General features: G+C 44.6%; 16 protein-coding genes and 1 pseudogene. 4 read left to right on the forward strand and 13 right to left on the reverse strand.

Going from position 1 to position 18,106, the window contains the following annotated elements; translation table 11 throughout:
* Window positions 1-143 precede the first annotated feature (143 nt).
* Window positions 144-1,193: an NAD(P)/FAD-dependent oxidoreductase gene (locus ACZ43M_RS04830; RefSeq protein ID WP_464507957.1), complete on the forward strand. Its 1,050-nt coding sequence runs from the start codon at window positions 144-146 to the stop codon at window positions 1,191-1,193.
* 105 nt (window positions 1,194-1,298) lie between these two features.
* Window positions 1,299-2,198, forward strand: a complete 900-nt coding sequence (locus ACZ43M_RS04835) for a DUF2971 domain-containing protein (protein WP_464506295.1) — start codon at window positions 1,299-1,301, stop codon at window positions 2,196-2,198.
* Between the two features lie 60 nt (window positions 2,199-2,258).
* Here the strand turns inward: ACZ43M_RS04835 and ACZ43M_RS04840 are convergent, their stop codons facing one another.
* Complete coding sequence (locus tag ACZ43M_RS04840; RefSeq protein WP_464507958.1) at window positions 2,259-3,209, reverse strand: C40 family peptidase; 951 nt, start codon at window positions 3,207-3,209, stop codon at window positions 2,259-2,261.
* Window positions 3,210-3,558: 349 nt separating this feature from the next.
* Between ACZ43M_RS04840 and ACZ43M_RS04845 the strand changes: the two genes are divergently transcribed.
* Complete coding sequence (locus ACZ43M_RS04845) at window positions 3,559-6,672, forward strand: SNF2 helicase associated domain-containing protein (protein WP_464506296.1); 3,114 nt, start codon at window positions 3,559-3,561, stop codon at window positions 6,670-6,672.
* A gap of 281 nt (window positions 6,673-6,953) precedes the next feature.
* Here ACZ43M_RS04845 and ACZ43M_RS04850 read toward each other — a convergent pair whose 3' ends face one another.
* The 12 genes and pseudogenes from ACZ43M_RS04850 to ACZ43M_RS04905 form a co-directional block, all read right to left on the reverse strand.
* Window positions 6,954-8,027, reverse strand: coding sequence for a sulfate/molybdate ABC transporter ATP-binding protein (locus tag ACZ43M_RS04850; protein ID WP_464506297.1), 1,074 nt, complete (start codon window positions 8,025-8,027; stop codon window positions 6,954-6,956).
* A gap of 15 nt (window positions 8,028-8,042) precedes the next feature.
* Window positions 8,043-8,444, reverse strand: a pseudogene (locus ACZ43M_RS04855) (ABC transporter permease subunit); the annotation flags it as partial.
* 252 nt (window positions 8,445-8,696) lie between these two features.
* Complete coding sequence (locus ACZ43M_RS04860; protein ID WP_464503290.1) at window positions 8,697-10,133, reverse strand: IS6 family transposase; 1,437 nt, start codon at window positions 10,131-10,133, stop codon at window positions 8,697-8,699.
* 114 nt (window positions 10,134-10,247) lie between these two features.
* Window positions 10,248-10,742, reverse strand: a complete 495-nt coding sequence (locus tag ACZ43M_RS04865) for an ABC transporter permease family protein (protein ID WP_464506298.1) — start codon at window positions 10,740-10,742, stop codon at window positions 10,248-10,250.
* Between the two features lie 15 nt (window positions 10,743-10,757).
* Entirely contained in the window at window positions 10,758-11,609 is an 852-nt protein-coding gene (gene cysT / locus ACZ43M_RS04870; RefSeq protein ID WP_464506299.1) for a sulfate ABC transporter permease subunit CysT, read from the reverse strand.
* A 134-nt stretch (window positions 11,610-11,743) separates the two neighbouring features.
* A complete protein-coding gene (locus ACZ43M_RS04875; RefSeq protein WP_464506300.1) occupies window positions 11,744-12,799 on the reverse strand; it encodes a sulfate ABC transporter substrate-binding protein in 1,056 nt (351 codons plus the stop codon).
* A 128-nt stretch (window positions 12,800-12,927) separates the two neighbouring features.
* Window positions 12,928-13,119 (reverse strand): YezD family protein, encoded by a 192-nt coding sequence (locus tag ACZ43M_RS04880; RefSeq protein ID WP_464506301.1) that lies wholly within the window; start codon window positions 13,117-13,119, stop codon window positions 12,928-12,930.
* Window positions 13,097-13,552, reverse strand: coding sequence for an RrF2 family transcriptional regulator (locus tag ACZ43M_RS04885; RefSeq protein ID WP_464506302.1), 456 nt, complete (start codon window positions 13,550-13,552; stop codon window positions 13,097-13,099). Before ACZ43M_RS04885 ends, ACZ43M_RS04880 begins: the two co-directional genes overlap by 23 nt.
* Before the next feature lie 289 nt (window positions 13,553-13,841).
* Window positions 13,842-14,750, reverse strand: coding sequence for a phosphotransferase (locus tag ACZ43M_RS04890; protein ID WP_464506303.1), 909 nt, complete (start codon window positions 14,748-14,750; stop codon window positions 13,842-13,844).
* A gap of 20 nt (window positions 14,751-14,770) precedes the next feature.
* Entirely contained in the window at window positions 14,771-15,667 is an 897-nt protein-coding gene (locus tag ACZ43M_RS04895) for a DMT family transporter (RefSeq protein WP_464506304.1), read from the reverse strand.
* A gap of 30 nt (window positions 15,668-15,697) precedes the next feature.
* Window positions 15,698-16,711: a S66 family peptidase gene (locus ACZ43M_RS04900; RefSeq protein ID WP_464507959.1), complete on the reverse strand. Its 1,014-nt coding sequence runs from the start codon at window positions 16,709-16,711 to the stop codon at window positions 15,698-15,700.
* Between the two features lie 94 nt (window positions 16,712-16,805).
* Entirely contained in the window at window positions 16,806-17,087 is a 282-nt protein-coding gene (locus tag ACZ43M_RS04905) for a YggT family protein (protein ID WP_464506305.1), read from the reverse strand.
* Window positions 17,088-17,249: 162 nt separating this feature from the next.
* Between ACZ43M_RS04905 and ACZ43M_RS04910 the strand changes: the two genes are divergently transcribed.
* Window positions 17,250-18,071 carry a pentapeptide repeat-containing protein gene (locus tag ACZ43M_RS04910; RefSeq protein WP_464506306.1) on the forward strand — a complete coding sequence of 274 codons (822 nt, stop codon included), beginning with the start codon at window positions 17,250-17,252 and terminating at the stop codon, window positions 18,069-18,071.
* Window positions 18,072-18,106: the final 35 nt, after the last annotated feature.

The following is an 18,106-nucleotide window of genomic DNA, read 5'->3' on the forward strand; positions in this document are numbered from 1 at the left end:
TGATTATCAATGTCACTTTCTTAACTATAATTTCACCCCTTATTCTTTGTCAACAGATATTTTTTTATTGTCAAAAGAGAGGAAGTGTTATATATTTGGATGAGAATGATAATCAATTACAATTGATTACGGGAGTGAACGGAATGGATAAACAGGAACTTTTTGATGTGACGATCATTGGCGGCGGGCCGGCAGGACTTTATTCTGCTTTTTATAGCGGCCTTCGTGAGATGAAAACGAAGATTATTGATTTCCAGCCCCAATTGGGCGGGAAGTTGCATGTTTATCCTGAGAAAATGATTTGGGACGTTGGCGGACTTACGCCAATGCCAGCAGAAAAATTGATGGGCCAGCTTGTTCAGCAAGGATTAACGTTTAATCCTGAAGTGGTGTTAAATGAAAAAGTGGAATGCATTTCTCGAAATTCTGATGGTATCTTTGTTTTAAAAGCAGCTTCCGGACGGGAGCATTTTTCAAAAACGGTAATAGTTGCGGTGGGGAGCGGAATATTGAAGCCGCAAAAACTTGAAATTGAGGGTGCGGAGAGATATGAAGTCTCCAATTTGCATTACACCATTAAATCGTTGAAATCATTTAAAGACAAAATTGTGGTCATTTCCGGAGGCGGGAATTCGGCGACCGATTTGGCGAACGAACTGGAACCAATCGCTAAACAGGTGTATGTAGTCTATCGAAAAGAAGCTTTCACCGGTCATGAAGCCCAAGTTTCTCATCTATTAAATAGTTCTGTTACTTGTTTTTTCAACACTTCGATAACAAAATTAGTCGCCAGCTCCAGCCGCGAAATGATTGAAAAAGTGGAATTGACCAATCAGCAGAGTGGAGAGATCACCTATTTGCCAATTGATGAGGTGGTTGTCAATCATGGTTACGAACAGGATGCCGCGTTATTGAAAAATAGTGAGGTCAAGATTTCCATGGCTGATGATTTTTATATTCAGGGCAATGAGAACAGCGAATCTTCCGTACCGGGGATTTACGCTGCCGGGGATATTTTAAAGCATGACGGCAAGGTCTACTTAATCGCCGGTGCCTTTCAGGATGCGGCAAATGCTGTCAACAAAGCCAAACAATTCATTCAGCCAGACGCGGATAAATTCGCCATGGTCTCCTCGCATAATGAAGTGTTTAAAGAGCAAAACAGAGAATTAGTCAAACAAATGATGAATTAATGTTCAAAAGCCCTGCCAAGTTTAATTACATTGGCAGGGCTTTTCTTATGCAAGGTTCTCTCCAAAAACTGGAATACTAATAAAAAATTTTGTGGAGGAACCATTTTGGGACAAATCATTTTAGATCGTTTCAGTCAGAAAATGGCGGAATATTTTAAAGATCGGGTTTTTGAAAAATTATCTACCATCCTAAATGGGCCAATGTTGTACCACTATACGTCGATGGAGGCACTGAATAATATTCTCGACCGGGAACGCTGCTTTTGGATTACCCGGGTGGACTTCATGAATGATTACAAAGAGATTTCTTATGTGAACGATATTGTCCGTAAAGTCATTGAGGATGTCGAGGACAGCAGAGAAAAGGAGAGGTTTGTTTCCCTGTACAGAGATTTTGCCTCAACCGAGAGCTATTATAAAGATTTGAATATTTTCGCCTTCTCCTTAACGGAAAATCCGGATTCACTGCCATTGTGGAATAATTATGGGGCGGATGAAGGCTGTAATATCGGAATTGACGGGCCAAAGTTTTTTGATCAGTCATTCAATTCACAGATTACCTTTGTCGGAAAAGTAATCTATGTGGAAGCTCAGCAGCAACAAATCGTAAGCGGGGCAATTGACCGGCTTCTTAAGCTGGTCAGGGATTACCACCTATCTGATGTAGCTTTTTCAAAGTTGATCTTATTTACGTTTGGAATATTAGGCTGTTTTATAAAACATCCCGCGTTTATTTCAGAGGAAGAGTTCCGGTTCATCTTCATTCCTAAATCCGACGAGATGATTCATTTTCGTGTTTCAAGGGGAGCATTTATACCCTTTATTAGGGTGCCTGTATATGCCGTTGATGAAGAAAGTGGAGGGGAGCAACTCTTAGTCCAAAGAATTACCATCGGGCCACGAACCAAATTAGACATCGTCAAGTCAGGGCTGGAATGTTATCTGTCAGTGAAAAAGCTGGAGGGGATTGAGCTTTGTACATCAAAAGCACCTTTGAGGTTTTGAAGCAGGGGGGGTTCTCTGCCTCCCAAAAAAAGAAGCAGAGAACCCCCTGCTTCCTTTTGATTATTTAACGTATCTGCGTGCCCCGGCAAACTCTTTGATCCAGCCCGTGGCCACGATGTCGTCAATGCGAACGTGGGTAGAGGAGTTCGGGGAGTGCAGCATTTTTCCATCGCCGATATAGACTCCGACGTGATGGACGCTGCCTTTGCCTTCCTTGTAAGCGTAGAAAAGCAAATCCCCAGGTTGGAGGTCTTCCCAGGCAATAGGCGTGCCATATTTGGACTGAACAGAAGAGTCTCTTGGAATGTAAATGCCGTTTGCAGCGTAAATGCTGTAGGTAAATCCGGAACAATCAAATCCAAATCCGGATGTGCCAGCCCATAGATAGGCAAGATTCATGAATTTTTTTCCGGTATTGACGATGTCTTCACCGGTTGGCGCTGGTATATCCTCTTGTGCATTATAGATGGACACATCCGCCTTTTTCAGCCACTTCATGCCATGACTTGGCGTCGCTACCAGCACTTCGTTTGCAAATTCTTGCATCACTGGGAGGCGGGTATTGAAACTGAGTTCAAGGAAGGTATTATTTGTGTGTTTGTCGTTATATAGCCAGGCTGTTGGTGAAGTGACTAGTGCGAACGGGCGGTCCAGTTGATTTTCATAGCTTGGTTCTTTTGATAATTGTGCTGCCGGCATCCAGCCCGGATAGCCAACAGTGTTTTTTGGAGTAAATTGATTGTGAACAGCTACCTTTACCCAGTCTCCCTGTCTTTCCAGAACAGTCACCGGGGAACCGTATAGGGCTTGAGTTTCCAGCCTGCCAACAAGGCCAACCTTATCCCCATAAGTCATATCGGAAGTCCACTTTCTTGGATCGGCCGGATTGGTGGTAGATGGGATGTCTACTTCTCTAGTATTATTTGGTTTTGACCAGACAGTCGCTACATTAACGTCTATGTAATACGTGTCCGATGTTGTGTCCTCTGAGATATTGGCGTTAGTGTCCATTGCGGTTGTCCAGCCTGCAGATATAAGCAGTACGCTGACCAGCAGCAGTACAAGTCCCAAGCTTTTTTTCAAATGCAATCATCCTCTCTTTTTTTATGAGTCGTATAAGCCAACTATAAGGGCAATAGGCTTAACCAACATCCGTCCGATTTACCAATTTATTGAAGAATAGGCCAGTCCTTTCGCTTCATTTGCTAGATTGTATGTTTTATAGCAGTTAAATAGAAACAGACTTTGCATTAAATCAAAAATCAGTCTTTCTTAAGATTCTTTCTCCTTTGTGGTAAAATCGGTATATTATATGAAGCAGATAACCATCACTTGCTTCCTCAGGGAAGGAGCATTCCACTTGAATATGCAGTTAAATCATAAAATGATTACAGAAATGTGTGGTCCTGTCTCCTTCAAACGAGGAGATTATTTTTATAAAGCCAATAAAGTTACTTTTGAGCAATTTAGCCCTAATCACTCTAAAGCAACCGTGTTGGGGGAAGAAGAATTCCATGTCACAATCGGAACCGATGAGAATGGTAAAATTCGTGCGAAATGCAGCTGCCCGAAATTGGCTTCTTTTAAAAAGGAATGTCAGCATGTCGCAGCGGTTTTACTGGCGATTTATGACCGAGAGCATCCTCGTCAGGAACTGGCTGAGGGTTTGCTGACAATCTTCGATCAACGACCCGTCCGCTCCAGCGGCCACCAGCGCCATTTTGAAAAAAGAACCGTGATGGATGTGGAGCTAGTTCTTAAACCCGTTGAAATGGGGAACGGACAGTACATTATTGGCATGGAAATGGCCAAAGTGAACGACATCCGCGCGTTTTTGGAACAAGTAAGAGACGGTGTGTCATTTCCGTTTCCGTACGACCCGAACCTGCAGTGTTTTCAGCAAGAGACTGATAATGTCATTCAAGAGCTCATCCACGTGATGCGGGATGAGCATATATATGGCAAGCCTTCAGAGGAAAAGAAAATCCTCCCCATACCTTCGATTTCATGGGAACGGCTTCGTCCCTTACTTTTAAAAACGCCAAATGTGTGGGTGGAGCATGGGGGACAACGATTTGAAGGGGTGAGCGTATCACAGGGCCTGCTGCCATTGACGTTTGATTTTTCGAAAAAAGAATTGGCGATAACCGGTCTGCAGCGCTTGATGATTCTCGATTCCTATCAGTCGGTTCTTTATGACGGAAAAATAAAGCAACTAGAGGACCAAGACTATAAACGACTGCTAGAACTGAAGAAGATGATCACCGCCTCCGGAAGTAATCGAATTCCTATCCCACCCAGCCAGTTGCTCATCTTTATTGAAAAAATTGCCCTCGGCTTAAAACGGTTAGGACAGGTCAACATCGCGGAGTCATTAAAGGAGCAATTAAATTCTGCCCCGCTTGTGACCAAGCTCTATTTGGACAGGGTGAGTAATCGTCTGCTCGCTGGCCTAGAATTCCACTATGAACATATGATGATCAATCCTTTGGATGGGAGCGACCTTCCGGCAGGTGCGATGGTAATCAGGGATGGGGCAAAGGAAGCGCAAATCCTCGAAATCATGGAGGAGAGCGGTTTTGGCAAGACCGATGGCGGCTACTTTCTCCAAAATGAAGAGCTGGAATATGAGTTTTTGGTCCATGTCCTGCCAAAACTTGAAAAACTGGTGCAAATTTACGCGACAACCGCGGTTCGGAATCGAATTGTTCGCGAAAGTTTCTTTCCAAAAATAAGGGTGAAGGTCAAAAAGGAACGGACCAACTGGCTGGAATTCAAGTTCGAAATGAAGGGTATCTCGAATGAGGAAATCCGCGAAGTACTGGAGGCGTTGGAGGAAAAGCGAAGGTACTACCGCTTGCCGAACGGCTCACTGCTGTCACTGCAGACGCGGGAATACGAGGAAATCCAACGGTATCTGAAGTCGCCGCTGCTGCGGGAGAAGGATTTGGCCGACGGTTTGACACTGCCAGTCGAGCAATGTCTGCAGCTTCTTGATACGGTAGAGGTCAGTGACGTTTTTAAGCTCGAAGAATCGTTCCGCTCATTTATGGATGAACTGCGGAATCCGGGCAGGTTGGAGTTTGAGGTTCCTCCAAGCTTGTCATCAACGATGAAAGAATATCAAAAAGTCGGCTTTAAGTGGATGAAAACATTGGCACACTACGGCTTCGGCGGGATATTAGCTGATGATATGGGTCTCGGAAAGACGATTCAAAGTATTGCCTATATCGTGTCAGTTGTTCCTGAAATCCGGGAGGGACGGCAGCCCGTATTAGTGGTTTGCCCGTCCTCGGTAATGTACAACTGGCTGAACGAGTTTGGAAAGTTTGCTCCGGAATTGAGGGCGGGGGTCATTGACGGAAATAAGGATGTACGGTCTAGGCTATTGGCTGGTGTAGCTGATGTCGATGTGCTGATTACCTCTTATCCGCTGCTGCGCCGCGATATCAAATGGTTTGAAAAACAACCCTTTCATACCGTGTTTTTTGATGAGGCTCAAGCGTTTAAAAATCCATTGACGCAGACTGCCAGAGCGGTGAAAAAGCTGGAGGCTGGCCACCGGTTTGCGTTAACCGGTACCCCCGTTGAAAATTCCTCGGAAGAATTATGGTCGATTTTCCACGTCGTTTTTCCGGAATTGTTCCTTGGGCTGAAGGAATTTAGCAGGCTCTCAAAAGGGAAAATCGCCCGCAGAATCCGGCCGTTTGTTTTGCGAAGGGTGAAGGAGGATGTGTTGGCGGAACTGCCTGAAAAAGTGGAGTCGCTGGAGTCCGTTGAACTGTACCCAGAACAGAAGACACTATATGCGGCGTATTTGGCAAAGCTTCGGCATGACACGCTGAAGCATCTCGACAAAGACACAATTCGGAAAAATCGGATCCGAATTTTGGCAGGGTTAACGCGCCTTCGGCAAATTTGCTGTCATCCGGGTTTGTTTGTCCATGACTATGAGGGAGGATCGGCAAAGTTTACGCAGCTGATGGAGATTTTAGAGGAATCCAGGCTGTCCGGACGCAGAGTGCTGATCTTTTCCCAGTTTACAAAAATGCTTGATATAATCGGCCGGTCATTATTGGCAAAGGGCATGCCGTATTTTTACCTGGACGGCAGCACACCTTCGGAGGAACGGGTTGAGATATGCGATCGGTTTAACCAGGGCGAGCGAGATTTGTTTTTGATTTCCTTGAAGGCTGGCGGGACTGGCTTGAATTTGATGAGTGCCGACACTGTCATCCTGTATGATACCTGGTGGAACCCGGCCGTCGAGGAACAAGCCGCCGACCGCGCCCACCGCATGGGCCAGAAGAATGTTGTTCAGGTTATTAAGCTGGTCGCCCGCGGAACCATCGAGGAAAAAATGAATGAGCTCCAGGAAAAGAAACGCCACCTTGTGGAAGAAATCCTTGATTCGGATGAGAAAGTGATGGGGGTTCTTACCGAAGAGGACATTCGGGAGATCTTGATGGTGTAGAGATGCCTTGAGGACAAAAGCAGGTTGAAAAATCGCAAAAATGTCCTCAATAGAGCGTATTGAGGACAAAAGTGGGATGGGAATTCGTGAAAGTGTCCTCAACAAGGCGCCTTGAGGACAAAAGCAGGTTGGAAAATCGCAAAAGTGTCCTCAATAAGGCATCTTGAGGACAAAACAGCATCAAAGCAGAGCAAAAGTGTCCTCAATAAGTTGTCTTTAATTGGCAGAGGGTACCACCCCAAAAAAGCGCCCTAACCTGGGCGCTATAATTACCTATAAAACTATGAATACGCCGAAAACGCCTCACCCCTAACTTTTTCTGAAATCTTAGACCGGCCAGGCTTCTCCTTTTCCTCAAAAATAACAATATTCGTAAACTCAGCATGAAGAATTGCCCCTCTGGAAAACTGGTCAAGCGCACGATACTGCTCCGAAGTGACATCAACTTCAAAAAAGTCATTAGTATCCAGCCGTTTTAGGACAATCCGGACAATGGAGCCGATGGCGTGAACATGGGCTACTTCCGCTTGAATACTGTTTCGTTTGGAAGCCTTGCTTAGCATAATCTCATGCGGCCGGATGAACCCGACAGCATCTTCCCTATCACTTGATAGACCAGCCCCGTGAAACTCGTTCACCCGTCCTAAAAAGCTGTAAACAAACGGATTTGCCGGTCTTTCGTAAACTTCCTGTGGAGAGCCGATTTGTTCAATCTTCCCATGATTCATCACCACCACCGTGTCCGCCATTTCAAGAGCTTCCTCTTGGTCATGGGTTACAAAAACGGTAGTAATATTAAGCTGTTGATGAATCTCCCTTAACCAGTGCCGCAGCTCCTGGCGAACCTTAGCATCGAGGGCACCAAATGGTTCATCGAGCAGCAGCACCTCGGGCTCAACCGCCAATGCCCTTGCCAGTGCAATCCTTTGCCGCTGTCCGCCTGATAGCTGGGAGGGATAGCGGTCGGCTACATGCTCCAGCTGGACGAGTTTTAATAATTCAAATACCTTATCCCTGATTTCCTTTTTCGAGGGGCGCCATTTCCGAGGCTTCACTTTCAAGCCAAAGGCGACGTTTTCAAAAATCGTCATATGTTTAAACAAGGCATAATGCTGAAAAACAAAGCCAACCCTGCGTTCTTTCACGGTTTTGGCGGTATAATCAACCTCATTGAAAAAAATCTTCCCAGTATCCATGCCTTCCAATCCGGCAATCAGCCTTAGCAGAGTCGTTTTGCCGGAACCGGACGGGCCTAATAACGCTACAAAATCTCCGGTTGGTATGTCAAGGTTGATGTTTTCGACCGCTGCGTGGGAACCAAATGCCTTGGTAACTTCCTTAATTGTAATCCCCATTTTGATGATCTCTCCTTAAAAATGCTTCTTTGTTTTCCACTCAACAATACTTTTAAAAATAAGTGTAATAATCGCCAACAGCGCTAGTAGGGAGGCGACGGCAAAGGCGGCCGAAAAATTGTACTCATTGTACAAAATCTCAACATGGAGCGGGATGGTATTGGTCAACCCTCGTATGTGACCGGACACAACCGAAACGGCGCCGAACTCGCCCATGGCCCTGGCATTGCACAAAATGATACCGTACAATAGTCCCCATTTAATGTTGGGGAGGGTAATCCGGAAAAACATCTGCCATCCGCTGGCACCGAGGGTAAGGGCAGCTTGCTCTTCTTCAGATCCTTGTTCCTGCATAATCGGAAGTAACTCACGGACCACAAATGGAAACGTAACAAATAACGTGGCAAGGACAATGGGTAGTGTCAAAAGTTCTATGAAAACTCCTTAAGGGGTTAGGTTCCTTTCCACATATTGGGTGCGTCGGCCCCGCAACCGCTCTTGACAAACACGCCAATGGTTTGAGATTCCTTTATCAAGGGCGACGGGGACAAAAAGAAGGCATGCCAAATAGCCCTTGGTATTTCCATTTTAAACCATTGGCAAGTTCGGTTTGTCAAGAGTTCGCTTCACCGGTTGCTAGTGGGTTCAAGGGCTCTGCTAAACAAAAAGTTAGACTGTTTGTTCAATGATCCAATCTTGAGCTAAACCTATTAATTTAGTCCAGCGTGCAGGCATATTCGGTCGCAGTAAGAGCTCTGGATTAACCACTGGCACATTACCTTCTAACGCTGAGTGAGGCCGTAAAAAGTTAAAGTAAGCCACAAAAAGCGTCACAAACGAAACAGACCCATGTTCGGACCCAAACCCGTGTGTTGAGCGATAATTGCCCTTAAATGTGCGATTGAGTCTTTCAATCACTTGTTTGAGAGGCCTATACTCCTTTGATACAGGATCTTCATTGGTAAGCCCAATGACCTGAGTAATGTCAAAGTGAATATCATGCTGGGCGTAAAAGTGTTGGGCTAAGAGATATATCGGATTGCCGTCCACCACAAATGTAAGATCTTCCGGAATCTCTTTAAATTTCATTAGGACATCATCAATGGCACGGATTGCTGTCGCTGTATCTCGATTTGCTGACACTGGATAAGACAGAATGATCTTTTTTACCGCATCAAAGAAGAAGAACAAGTAATGCCAACGACCTTGAACCCTAATATAGGTTTCGTCCCCACAGAACTGATCAGAAAGCTCGTAGGGATAGTGGTCTACGTAAGGTTTAAGGATTAATGCAACTGCGTTCTCGTAATTTAAAATGCTTTGATGCGATATAGAAACACCATGGATATCTTTCATGAGTGCAGCTGTCTTCCGGGCCGAAAGGCCATAGTTAACGTGATAGGTTAAAATAAGCCCCAATGTATGTGGCGACACATAAAGCCTGGCCAAGTCAACCTTTGGTTTCTTAGGAGAAGCCTTTGACAATGGCTGAAAATCAATGTGGAACTGCCGGAAGATATATCTTAATTTAAAGGCTTGTGGATCCTTTTTAAACTGTTTCTTCTCTTTCGCAGACATGCCATTCAGTTTCTGCTGGTAGTAGGAACAGTCATTATTTTTACACTTGTACACGTCAAAGTCTTTTCGCTCTTTGACTTTCTCAAGGGTCCTAGAACAATGAGGACACTTCAAAATAGCCTCCTTCGAATAGCGATTTTTATCATTGAAAAGACAGGCACACACCTTACATTGAAACTGTCCTTTGCCTCCATTATTGGCATAAAGATAATCCGCTGGAGCACCACACTGCGGACATTTCATTGACTTGGGCACACATGCCTTTGTATTCGAACGCCTTTGAACAGGTTTTAGTTGTTTACCGTTCTTCTCCAGGTATTCGGTTAGGAGGCTTCGGTAATCAAGTTTCTGAATGGTTTCGATGATCGGAAGATCATCCACCTGGAGTTTACGATAAGGTTTATTTACAGGTTTTTCCTCAGGCTTTTCAAACATCCCCTTCCCAATAAGAAGGGTAAGTAATGTTCGAATTATTTGTTCTTGGTACTTAATAAAAGTTAATAAATAGGTTATAATTTGAGGGTACAACTTGTCACTTCCTTAATCTAGGTTGTTGGGTGTGTGGTAACCTCAATTATCCTTAGATTTCAGGGGGTGGCAATTTTTTTGCTTATAAAGCCCTCTATCTAGGTATTTTATAGCCTATTTCTTATAAAAGTTTTTACAATACGGGACAATGCCCGGTACTGCGAATATGATTTTAAAATTGTTAGCTTCCAAAAAAGGCCCCAGCACGCCATTGGATCCGAACAATAGCACAAATACAAGACCGGCGATTACAGGGGAAACTGCAAACGGAATATCGATTAACGTAATCAACACATTCTTTCCTCTGAAATTAAATTTGGCAATCGCCCAAGCAGCAATGACGCCAAACAAGGTATTTACCGGTACGGCAATCACGGCGGTGAGTAAGGTTAATTTTATGGTCGCCAGCGCATCAGGTTCCGTGATCGCTGCAAAGTATAGTTTGATTCCTTTTTCCAAGGCTTCCGAAAAAACGGCCAGGAGCGGAATGAAAATAAAGATTCCTAAGAAACCAAGGGCGACGCCAATCAACAGCCATTTTTTGAGGAGAGCCAGATTGAACCTGCTGGCTCTCGTATTGGTCAACTTGACTATATTACTAGTTTCCATACTTGCAAAACCCCTCTAGGTCAATTGGTGTTTTTTCGCTGTCTTCCACTGCCAAAAATTTATTAAGAATAAGAGAATGAATGAGAAGAGCAGCATAACTGCAGCGATAGCAGCGGCGCCCCCGTAGTTGTATTGCTCTAATTTTGTAATGATGAGCAAAGGAACAATTTCGGTTTTCATTGGCATGTTACCGGAAATGAACACGACAGACCCATATTCCCCCAACGCCCTGGCAAAGGCGAGGGCAAAGCCGGTTAATATCGCTGGAAGAATGGCTGGGAAAATAATTTTGAAAAAAATCTGGCCTGAATGAGCACCAAGGGTAGCGGCCGCTTCCTCGTATTGCTGGTCCAAGTCCTGCAAAACTGGCTGGACCGAGCGGACGACAAAGGGGAGGCCGATAAAGGTCAGTGCAATCATGATTCCATATTGGGTATAGGAAATCTTAATTCCCATGTCCGCGAAATATTGGCCAATCCAGCCGTTTGGAGCGTAAATAGTTGTAAGGGCAATGCCGGCAACTGCTGTCGGCATGGCAAATGGCAGGTCTACAAGTGCATCGATGATCCGTTTCCCGAAGAAGTCGTATCTTACCAATACCCAAGCGATGAGTGTCCCGAATATCGCATTCACTAACGTAGCGATAAACGAAGTGTAAAACGTCAATTTATAGGAAGCTACGACTCTTTCATCGGTCACAGTCTCCCAAAACTCAGCCCAGCTGATGGTGGTGGCTTTTAAAAAAAGGACTGCAATCGGGATGAGAATCAGTAGACTAAGGTAAATAACCGTATATCCCATTGAAAGGCCGAAACCCGGCAGTACCCGGTGGCGTTTGGCTTGTTTAAACACATGAAGCCTCTCCATTCTTAATATTCTCTACAAACGGTTCTATTGGCGCAGTGTGTATTGGCAAAGAAAGGTTTCGCTACGCCAATCAGTCTTATTGGCGCAGTCGAAGCCTCAAAAAGAGCCCCCCACTACGCCAATCGCGCCTATATCTAAGGTTTATAGATTTCGTCAAAAATGCCCCCATCATCAAAATGGGTTTTTTGCGCTTTCGTCCAGCCGCCAAACACTTCATCGATGGTAAATAGCTTGATATCCGGGAACTGGTCGGCATATTTAGCAGCAATATCTTCATTCTGTGGACGGTAATAATTTTTTGCAGCAACTTCCTGGCCTTCCTCGCTGTACAAATAGTCAAGATACGCTTTGGCCACTTCTTCGGTTCCATGTTTCTTCGCGATACTGTCGACAACAGCAACTGGAGGCTCCGCCAAAATGCTGACAGACGGATTGACGATTTCAAATTTGTCCTTCCCAAGCTCATTGATCGCCAGATAGGCTTCATTTTCCCATGCAATGAGGACATCACCGATGCCTCTTTCCACGAAGGTAGTGGTTGAGCCGCGGGCACCCGAATCCAACACTGGAACGTTTTTAAACAGTTTTTCAACAAATTCCTGTGCCTTCTGTTCGTCATTGTTATTATGCTGAAGGGCATAGCCCCATGCCGCTAAGTAATTCCATCTGGCTCCGCCGGAAGTTTTCGGATTTGGTGTAATAACGGATACATCCTTTTTCACCAGGTCATCCCAATCCTTGATGCCTTTTGGATTCCCTTTCCGGACCAGGAAGACGATGGTGGATGTATACGGTGAACTGTTGTCAGCGAGCTCCTTCTGCCAGTCCTTATCCAGTTTGCCAGCTTCAGCAATCGCATCGATATCATAGGCTAGGGCGAGCGTGACAATATCAGCCTCTAAGCCATCGATGACCGACCGGGACTGTTTGCCTGAGCCGCCATGAGATTGGTTAATCGTCACCTTTTGGCCTGTTTCCTGCTCCCAGTAAGCTGCAAAGCTCTGGTTAAATGCCTCATATAATTCTCGCGTTGGGTCATAAGATACGTTTAATAGTGTGACAGGCTCTCTTTTCGCCTCAGCTGCCTTATTTTCAATTTTTGCTGGCTTACTTGTGCTTTGGCTGGAGCATGCGGCCACCCCGGCTAATAATAAAATTGAAAAAAGTGTTATCCAGAATTTTTTGAGCATACTGATTCTCCTCTAATTGTATTTTTTGAGGGCTTTTTTCAATAAAAAAAGCCCATTAGTTATTCCTGTACATGGCCATGTACATTAACTAAAGGGCCTTCGGGTGACCGATCGGCAGCTATTCATTTTCATATTTTCCTTTGGTTGGAACTTTGATTGTTTCCTTTTTTCTGCAGCGGCAGCCGGTGTTTTTCTAACCGGTCAATTTGGGTGATTTGCGAATCATGAACCGTAATTTGAATGGTCCCAAACTCCAATCCATCCAACAGGCTTGTGATTTTTTCCAGTACTTGCTGGTCAAGACGTCCTTTTAACGACAACTAAATCCTCTCCTTTTAGCAGCGAAATTCGGTTTTCCAGTAAATCTTCCAGTGTCGTTTGTTCCAGAATATAGGCAATCGTATCGCGGATTAGCGACCATAGCGGCTTTAATTGGCATCCCTCCTCTAAAGGACATGGTTCGTATTTTGTAATAGAAGCACATGACATGGGTGACAATGGGCCTTCCAATTCCCGGATTACTTCTCCCAAATTGATTTCATCTGGCTGCATGAAAAGCATGTAACCGCCCTTTGCACCGCGCTTACTAGTGACATAGCCTAACTTTTTAAGCTGGAGCAGGATTTGTTCCAAGTAATGAATGCTAACGAGTGTTTTATCTGATATTTCCTGAATACCCATTACGGTTCCTTGGTGATTGCCCAGTAACAGCAGGGCTCGCAGTGCATATTCACCTTTACTTGACACCTTCATTGGCGCCCCTCCTAATGTTGAGTGATTCAGTCAAGATTCACTTTTAAAAATAGATCCCGACAAAGTTATAGGACAAGACTTATCTACTAGGTATTAACTTTTAATAAATATATGCAGTGAATGGGTAGAGGACACTTATCCAACTTTGTCTAGTCAGCCCATTTATTTTAAATCCGATTAACTTTATAGGATTACTTATTTAAAAATCATAATATGCCATTTGCTGAAAATCAAGAACTTTTTGAATTTTATTTTTGGGAAGGAAAATAGAGAGAGTGGAGACGGCACTTCAATCGCTTAAAGCGAATTGTAATGCCGTCATGCAATCAGAAACCAAAAGCTTATCGTTGAGGTTATCCCCATATAGAAGCAGCAATAGAAGAGTATAAACCGCCTTGAACCTCGCCATCCTTTTAATCTCCAGGTTCACATCGCCATACACTTTGAAAAAAGCTTCCCTGCCTTCAGGAGGTAAAAAACTATAGACAATTGAGAGGTCCAGCGCCGGATGACCGATATGGGTATCACCCCAATCAATCACAGCACAAACCCGTCCTTCCTCATCCACCAGCATATTGCGGATATGCAGATCGCCATGAACCAAGGTTTTCGTTTGATCCTTAAATGGTGTTTCTAAAGAGGAATAAAAGGTTTGCAGCATGTCTAAACTGTCCCGTTCTAGCAATCCTTCTGCGTTATCCATGTTCGCTGCCAGCATCGGCTTTCTTTTTGAAAAATCAAGCCGGCCCAACTGATCCTCTGGGATCCCCAGCTTTTCAGCTTCAGAAATAGAGAAAGCATGCAACGTTTTTAAAAACCTGGCCAAAGGTTCAACAGATAGCAGTCTCTGTTCAAGAGTCAAACATGTTGGCACCACGCCGGCTAAAAGCTTATATCCGGCAAATGGCCATGGATAATCTTCATCAGGAACGCCTCGAAAAATAGGATTAGGGACAGGAATTGGCAGTGATGGAGCTACCACAGGAAGCAGTGCGTTCTCCGTTTCTATTAAGCCAGCTGCTATCTCTCTCCGGGGAATCCGAAACACAAACTGTCCATTTACGAGAAATACGGAATTATCAAATCCCTCACCGAGCACCTTGACACTCACTGGTTTCAACTGCGGGAACTGTTTTTCAATCATCATCTCGGCCTTGCTTACAGAGACTTCTATCTCCGGAGACCACGGGTTACTCATCTACCGCACCGCCCATTCTATTAAGAAGTAGTAGTAGGATTATTCTTCCCCATTTTGACCTCAAGCTTTTCACTTAAAAACGTAGAGCCCAAAATTAAGATGCCGCCAATCATTTGCAACAGCGTCATGCTCTCGCCGAAAAAGACGGCAGCGAAAATGACCGCTGAAATGGGATCCATATAGCTAAGGACAGCAATGGTTTGTCCTTTTAATTGTTGGAGTGAGGTGAAATATAAAAAGTATGCAACCCCCGTATGGACAATACCTACGATTAGGATGAACGTAATTGACGAGGAGGTTAGCCCTGTAAAACTAAGCTGTCCGCGCCACAAAATATAAGGGAACAGGACAATGGCAGCGGAGATTAACTGCACCAACGTAAGCTCAAAGCCCGATAAATTTTTAATAAATTTATTCATTAAGATAGCACTGGCATAAAACGCAGCCGCCAGAAGTCCGTAGAGAATACCCAAGGCATGATTGTAGGAACCGGCAGCCCCGGCGGACCCACTTTGTACAATTAAAAACAACCCGGTCATCGCTGCAAGGATACAGCCAATCTTCACGCCCGATATTTTTTCCTTTAGTACCCATGGTGCTAATATCATCACAAAGATAGGGGCAAAGTAATAGCTTATTGTCGCATTTGAGATAGTCGTATAGCGGTAGGACTCAAATAGGAAAATCCAATTCAGCCCAACCGCTCCTCCTGATAAAAGGAGCAGCAAGACATTCTCCTTCAGAGCCTTTAGGGACACTTTATGTTTAATGAGAAGAGTAACGGCGAACAAAAACACACTCCCGATTACCCCTCGCAAAAATGCCAGTTCACTAGAACCGAGATCAATTTTTTTCACAAAAAGGCCAATGCTCCCCCAAATCAGCATGGCCGATAGCAGTTTCACTTTTCCATTCATGTTGCCTAACAGCCCCTTATGTAGTAATCATTATGGCCGGAATGTTTGCACGACCGTTCCTTTGCCATCTCCAACTTCCACTTGTGCAAACGCGCCATTGATAAAGGTCACTTGCGGTGGCAGATGGCCGCAATCGATATCGTATATGATTGGAATCCCAAGCTCGTCAGCAAGATCTTTATAAACATCTTCGATATAGTAATTTTCCACTCGTTTATTATGATCACGTCCAAACATTAACCCGGAACAATGATGAAACCAGCCTGCCAGCTTCATCTGCACCAGTGACCTGCGAAGATCAGCCGTGTTCAGTTCACAATTCTCCAAATACCAAATCACGGGCTCCCTTGAGATATGCTGATTTCTGAAACTAGCAACATCACCGAAAGGAGTCCCAATAAGATGGCGAATAATATCGATACAGCCGCCGAGCAATCGGCCCTCAAATTTTTCACTACTGCCTGAGACTGTTTTCCAAACAGTAGGTTCGGTTAAATGAAAAACACATGGTGTTGGATTATCATGCTGCCATTTCTTTTGATAGTGTTTGGAGGAGTGCTGCAGAATAGAATCTCCGGTCTGCGTTGACAAAACATCCCGCCATAGCGCTGTCGTTTCGTCAGAATATTCTCCGCGCAAATCGATCAGGTTTGTCCCGTGGGCAGTAGCCATCCCGGTTCTTAACGTAATGGCCAGTAATAGTCCGCTTACATCGGAGTAGCCCAATACCCATTTGGTTTTCATAGTTTCAAAGTCAAGATGCTCAAGAATCTCGACTAGTAGTTCGCCGCCCCACGGAGGAAGGATTAAGCCGAAATCGTCATCGGCCATCATATCCTGAAACTCAACTGCCCGTATTAGGGCAGGGGCAGATTTTGCCTTATCTTCCGTCCAAACCGTTTCCCCAACTATTGTTTTAAACCCGTCCCGCTCGAGGCGATTGCAGGCAAGTTTAACCAGATGATGCAGTTGTTCAGGCATCCCGGATGAAGGCGCCGTCACTCCGATGGTCGCCCCTTGTTTTAAAAATGGATAGGTAATCATCGCCATCCCCCTCTATGCTTTTAGATGATTTTACCAAATGTGAGGAAGTTTTGATAGAAAAAAAGCGAACAGTGGCTAGCACTGTCCGCATCCGTTAAATCCCCAAGAAACTCAATGATTGGTTTAGCCCTTCTAAAGCAAACGCGCTTAAATAGCGAAACGCAAAGATGGCGATGATCGGTGAAAAATCAATCGGCCCAAGCGGAGGAATAAACTTCCTGAAAATCCCCAGATAGGGTTCTACGATTTTTGTGACCCACTCCCCGAGTTTTGATGTTTGAAACGCTGGAAACCATGATCCAAAAATAGCGATTATTATCAGCCAATAATAAAAATCAAATACATATTGTCCAATTAGTAAAATATTTGTACCCAATAAAATCTCCTGCCTATTCTAAAATTAATAGTGTATGTATCTTATACGGTTGTCTTCCAATAAGGTTTCATTGATTTCTTTACAATTTCATTAATCAATATTACCATATATAGGTTGTCATAATCCTTTATAAAAGATTCATATAAAAAGGACGTGTCGGGATTGTTGAATCCATTAACAATTAATAAATATGGTGCTGATTGTCAAAAGTGTTTTGGTTTGTGCTGTGTCGCGCTGCCATACGCGAAATCGGCGGATTTTGCTTTTAATAAAGAGGGTGGGAGCCCATGCACGAACCTGCAGTCGGATTACCGCTGCCGGATTCACCAAAATCTCCGCAATGAAGGGTTCCGGGGTTGTACAGTCTATGAATGTTTTGGAGCGGGGCAGAAGGTTTCGCTTGTCACATATGGTGGCAAAGATTGGTGGGAAGATCCTGATTCCGCCAAGGAAATGTTCGAAGTGTTTCCCATCATGCAGCAGCTTCATGAAATACTCTATTACTTAAATGAAGCGCTTCAGTTGGAGGTCACCAAGCCTATTCATGCTGATTTGCAGGCCGCTTTAGTAGAGACGGAAAGTCTCACTTTGCAAAGCCCGGCTGCCATTCTAAACCTGGATGTACCGGCACATCGGGCGAAGGTAAATGAGTTACTTTTAAAAACTAGCGAAATGGTTCGCGCCAAAGTTCCATTGCAGAAAAATAAGAAAATCGGACGGGGAATGGACCTGCTTGGGGCCAAACTAAGGAAGGCCGATTTGAGAGGTGCTAGTTTGAGAGGGGCGCGGCTGATTGCGGCTGATCTTAGAGAAGCGGATATGAGATTCGCTGATATGATTGGCGCCGACTTACGGGACGCCGACCTAAGCGGGGCTGATCTTACCGGGAGCATCTTTTTGACACAGGCCCAGTTGAATGCAGCGCGAGGGGATGCGCGAACTAAATTACCATCGCATTTACGGACCCCGGACCACTGGAAATAACCCGTTCGCGGATATATTCATAATTTCGCGGATAT

Source organism: Neobacillus sp. B24 (assembly GCF_055381825.1).

Bases quoted from the DNA above. Each gene is read 5' to 3' on its own strand.
- ACZ43M_RS04890 (WP_464506303.1), bottom strand. From the start codon at position 14,750: ATGAGTAACCCGTGGTCTCCGGAGATAGAAGTCTCTGTAAGCAAGGCC.
- ACZ43M_RS04885 (WP_464506302.1), bottom strand. From the start codon at position 13,552: ATGAAGGTGTCAAGTAAAGGTGAATATGCACTGCGAGCCCTGCTGTTA.
- ACZ43M_RS04840 (WP_464507958.1), bottom strand. From the start codon at position 3,209: ATGGACACTAACGCCAATATCTCAGAGGACACAACATCGGACACGTAT.
- ACZ43M_RS04895 (WP_464506304.1), bottom strand. From the start codon at position 15,667: ATGAATGGAAAAGTGAAACTGCTATCGGCCATGCTGATTTGGGGGAGC.
- ACZ43M_RS04865 (WP_464506298.1), bottom strand. From the start codon at position 10,742: ATGGAAACTAGTAATATAGTCAAGTTGACCAATACGAGAGCCAGCAGG.
- ACZ43M_RS04900 (WP_464507959.1), bottom strand. From the start codon at position 16,711: ATGATTACCTATCCATTTTTAAAACAAGGGGCGACCATCGGAGTGACG.
- ACZ43M_RS04875 (WP_464506300.1), bottom strand. From the start codon at position 12,799: ATGCTCAAAAAATTCTGGATAACACTTTTTTCAATTTTATTATTAGCC.
- ACZ43M_RS04850 (WP_464506297.1), bottom strand. From the start codon at position 8,027: ATGGGGATTACAATTAAGGAAGTTACCAAGGCATTTGGTTCCCACGCA.
- ACZ43M_RS04830 (WP_464507957.1), top strand. From the start codon at position 144: ATGGATAAACAGGAACTTTTTGATGTGACGATCATTGGCGGCGGGCCG.
- cysT (WP_464506299.1), bottom strand. From the start codon at position 11,609: ATGGAGAGGCTTCATGTGTTTAAACAAGCCAAACGCCACCGGGTACTG.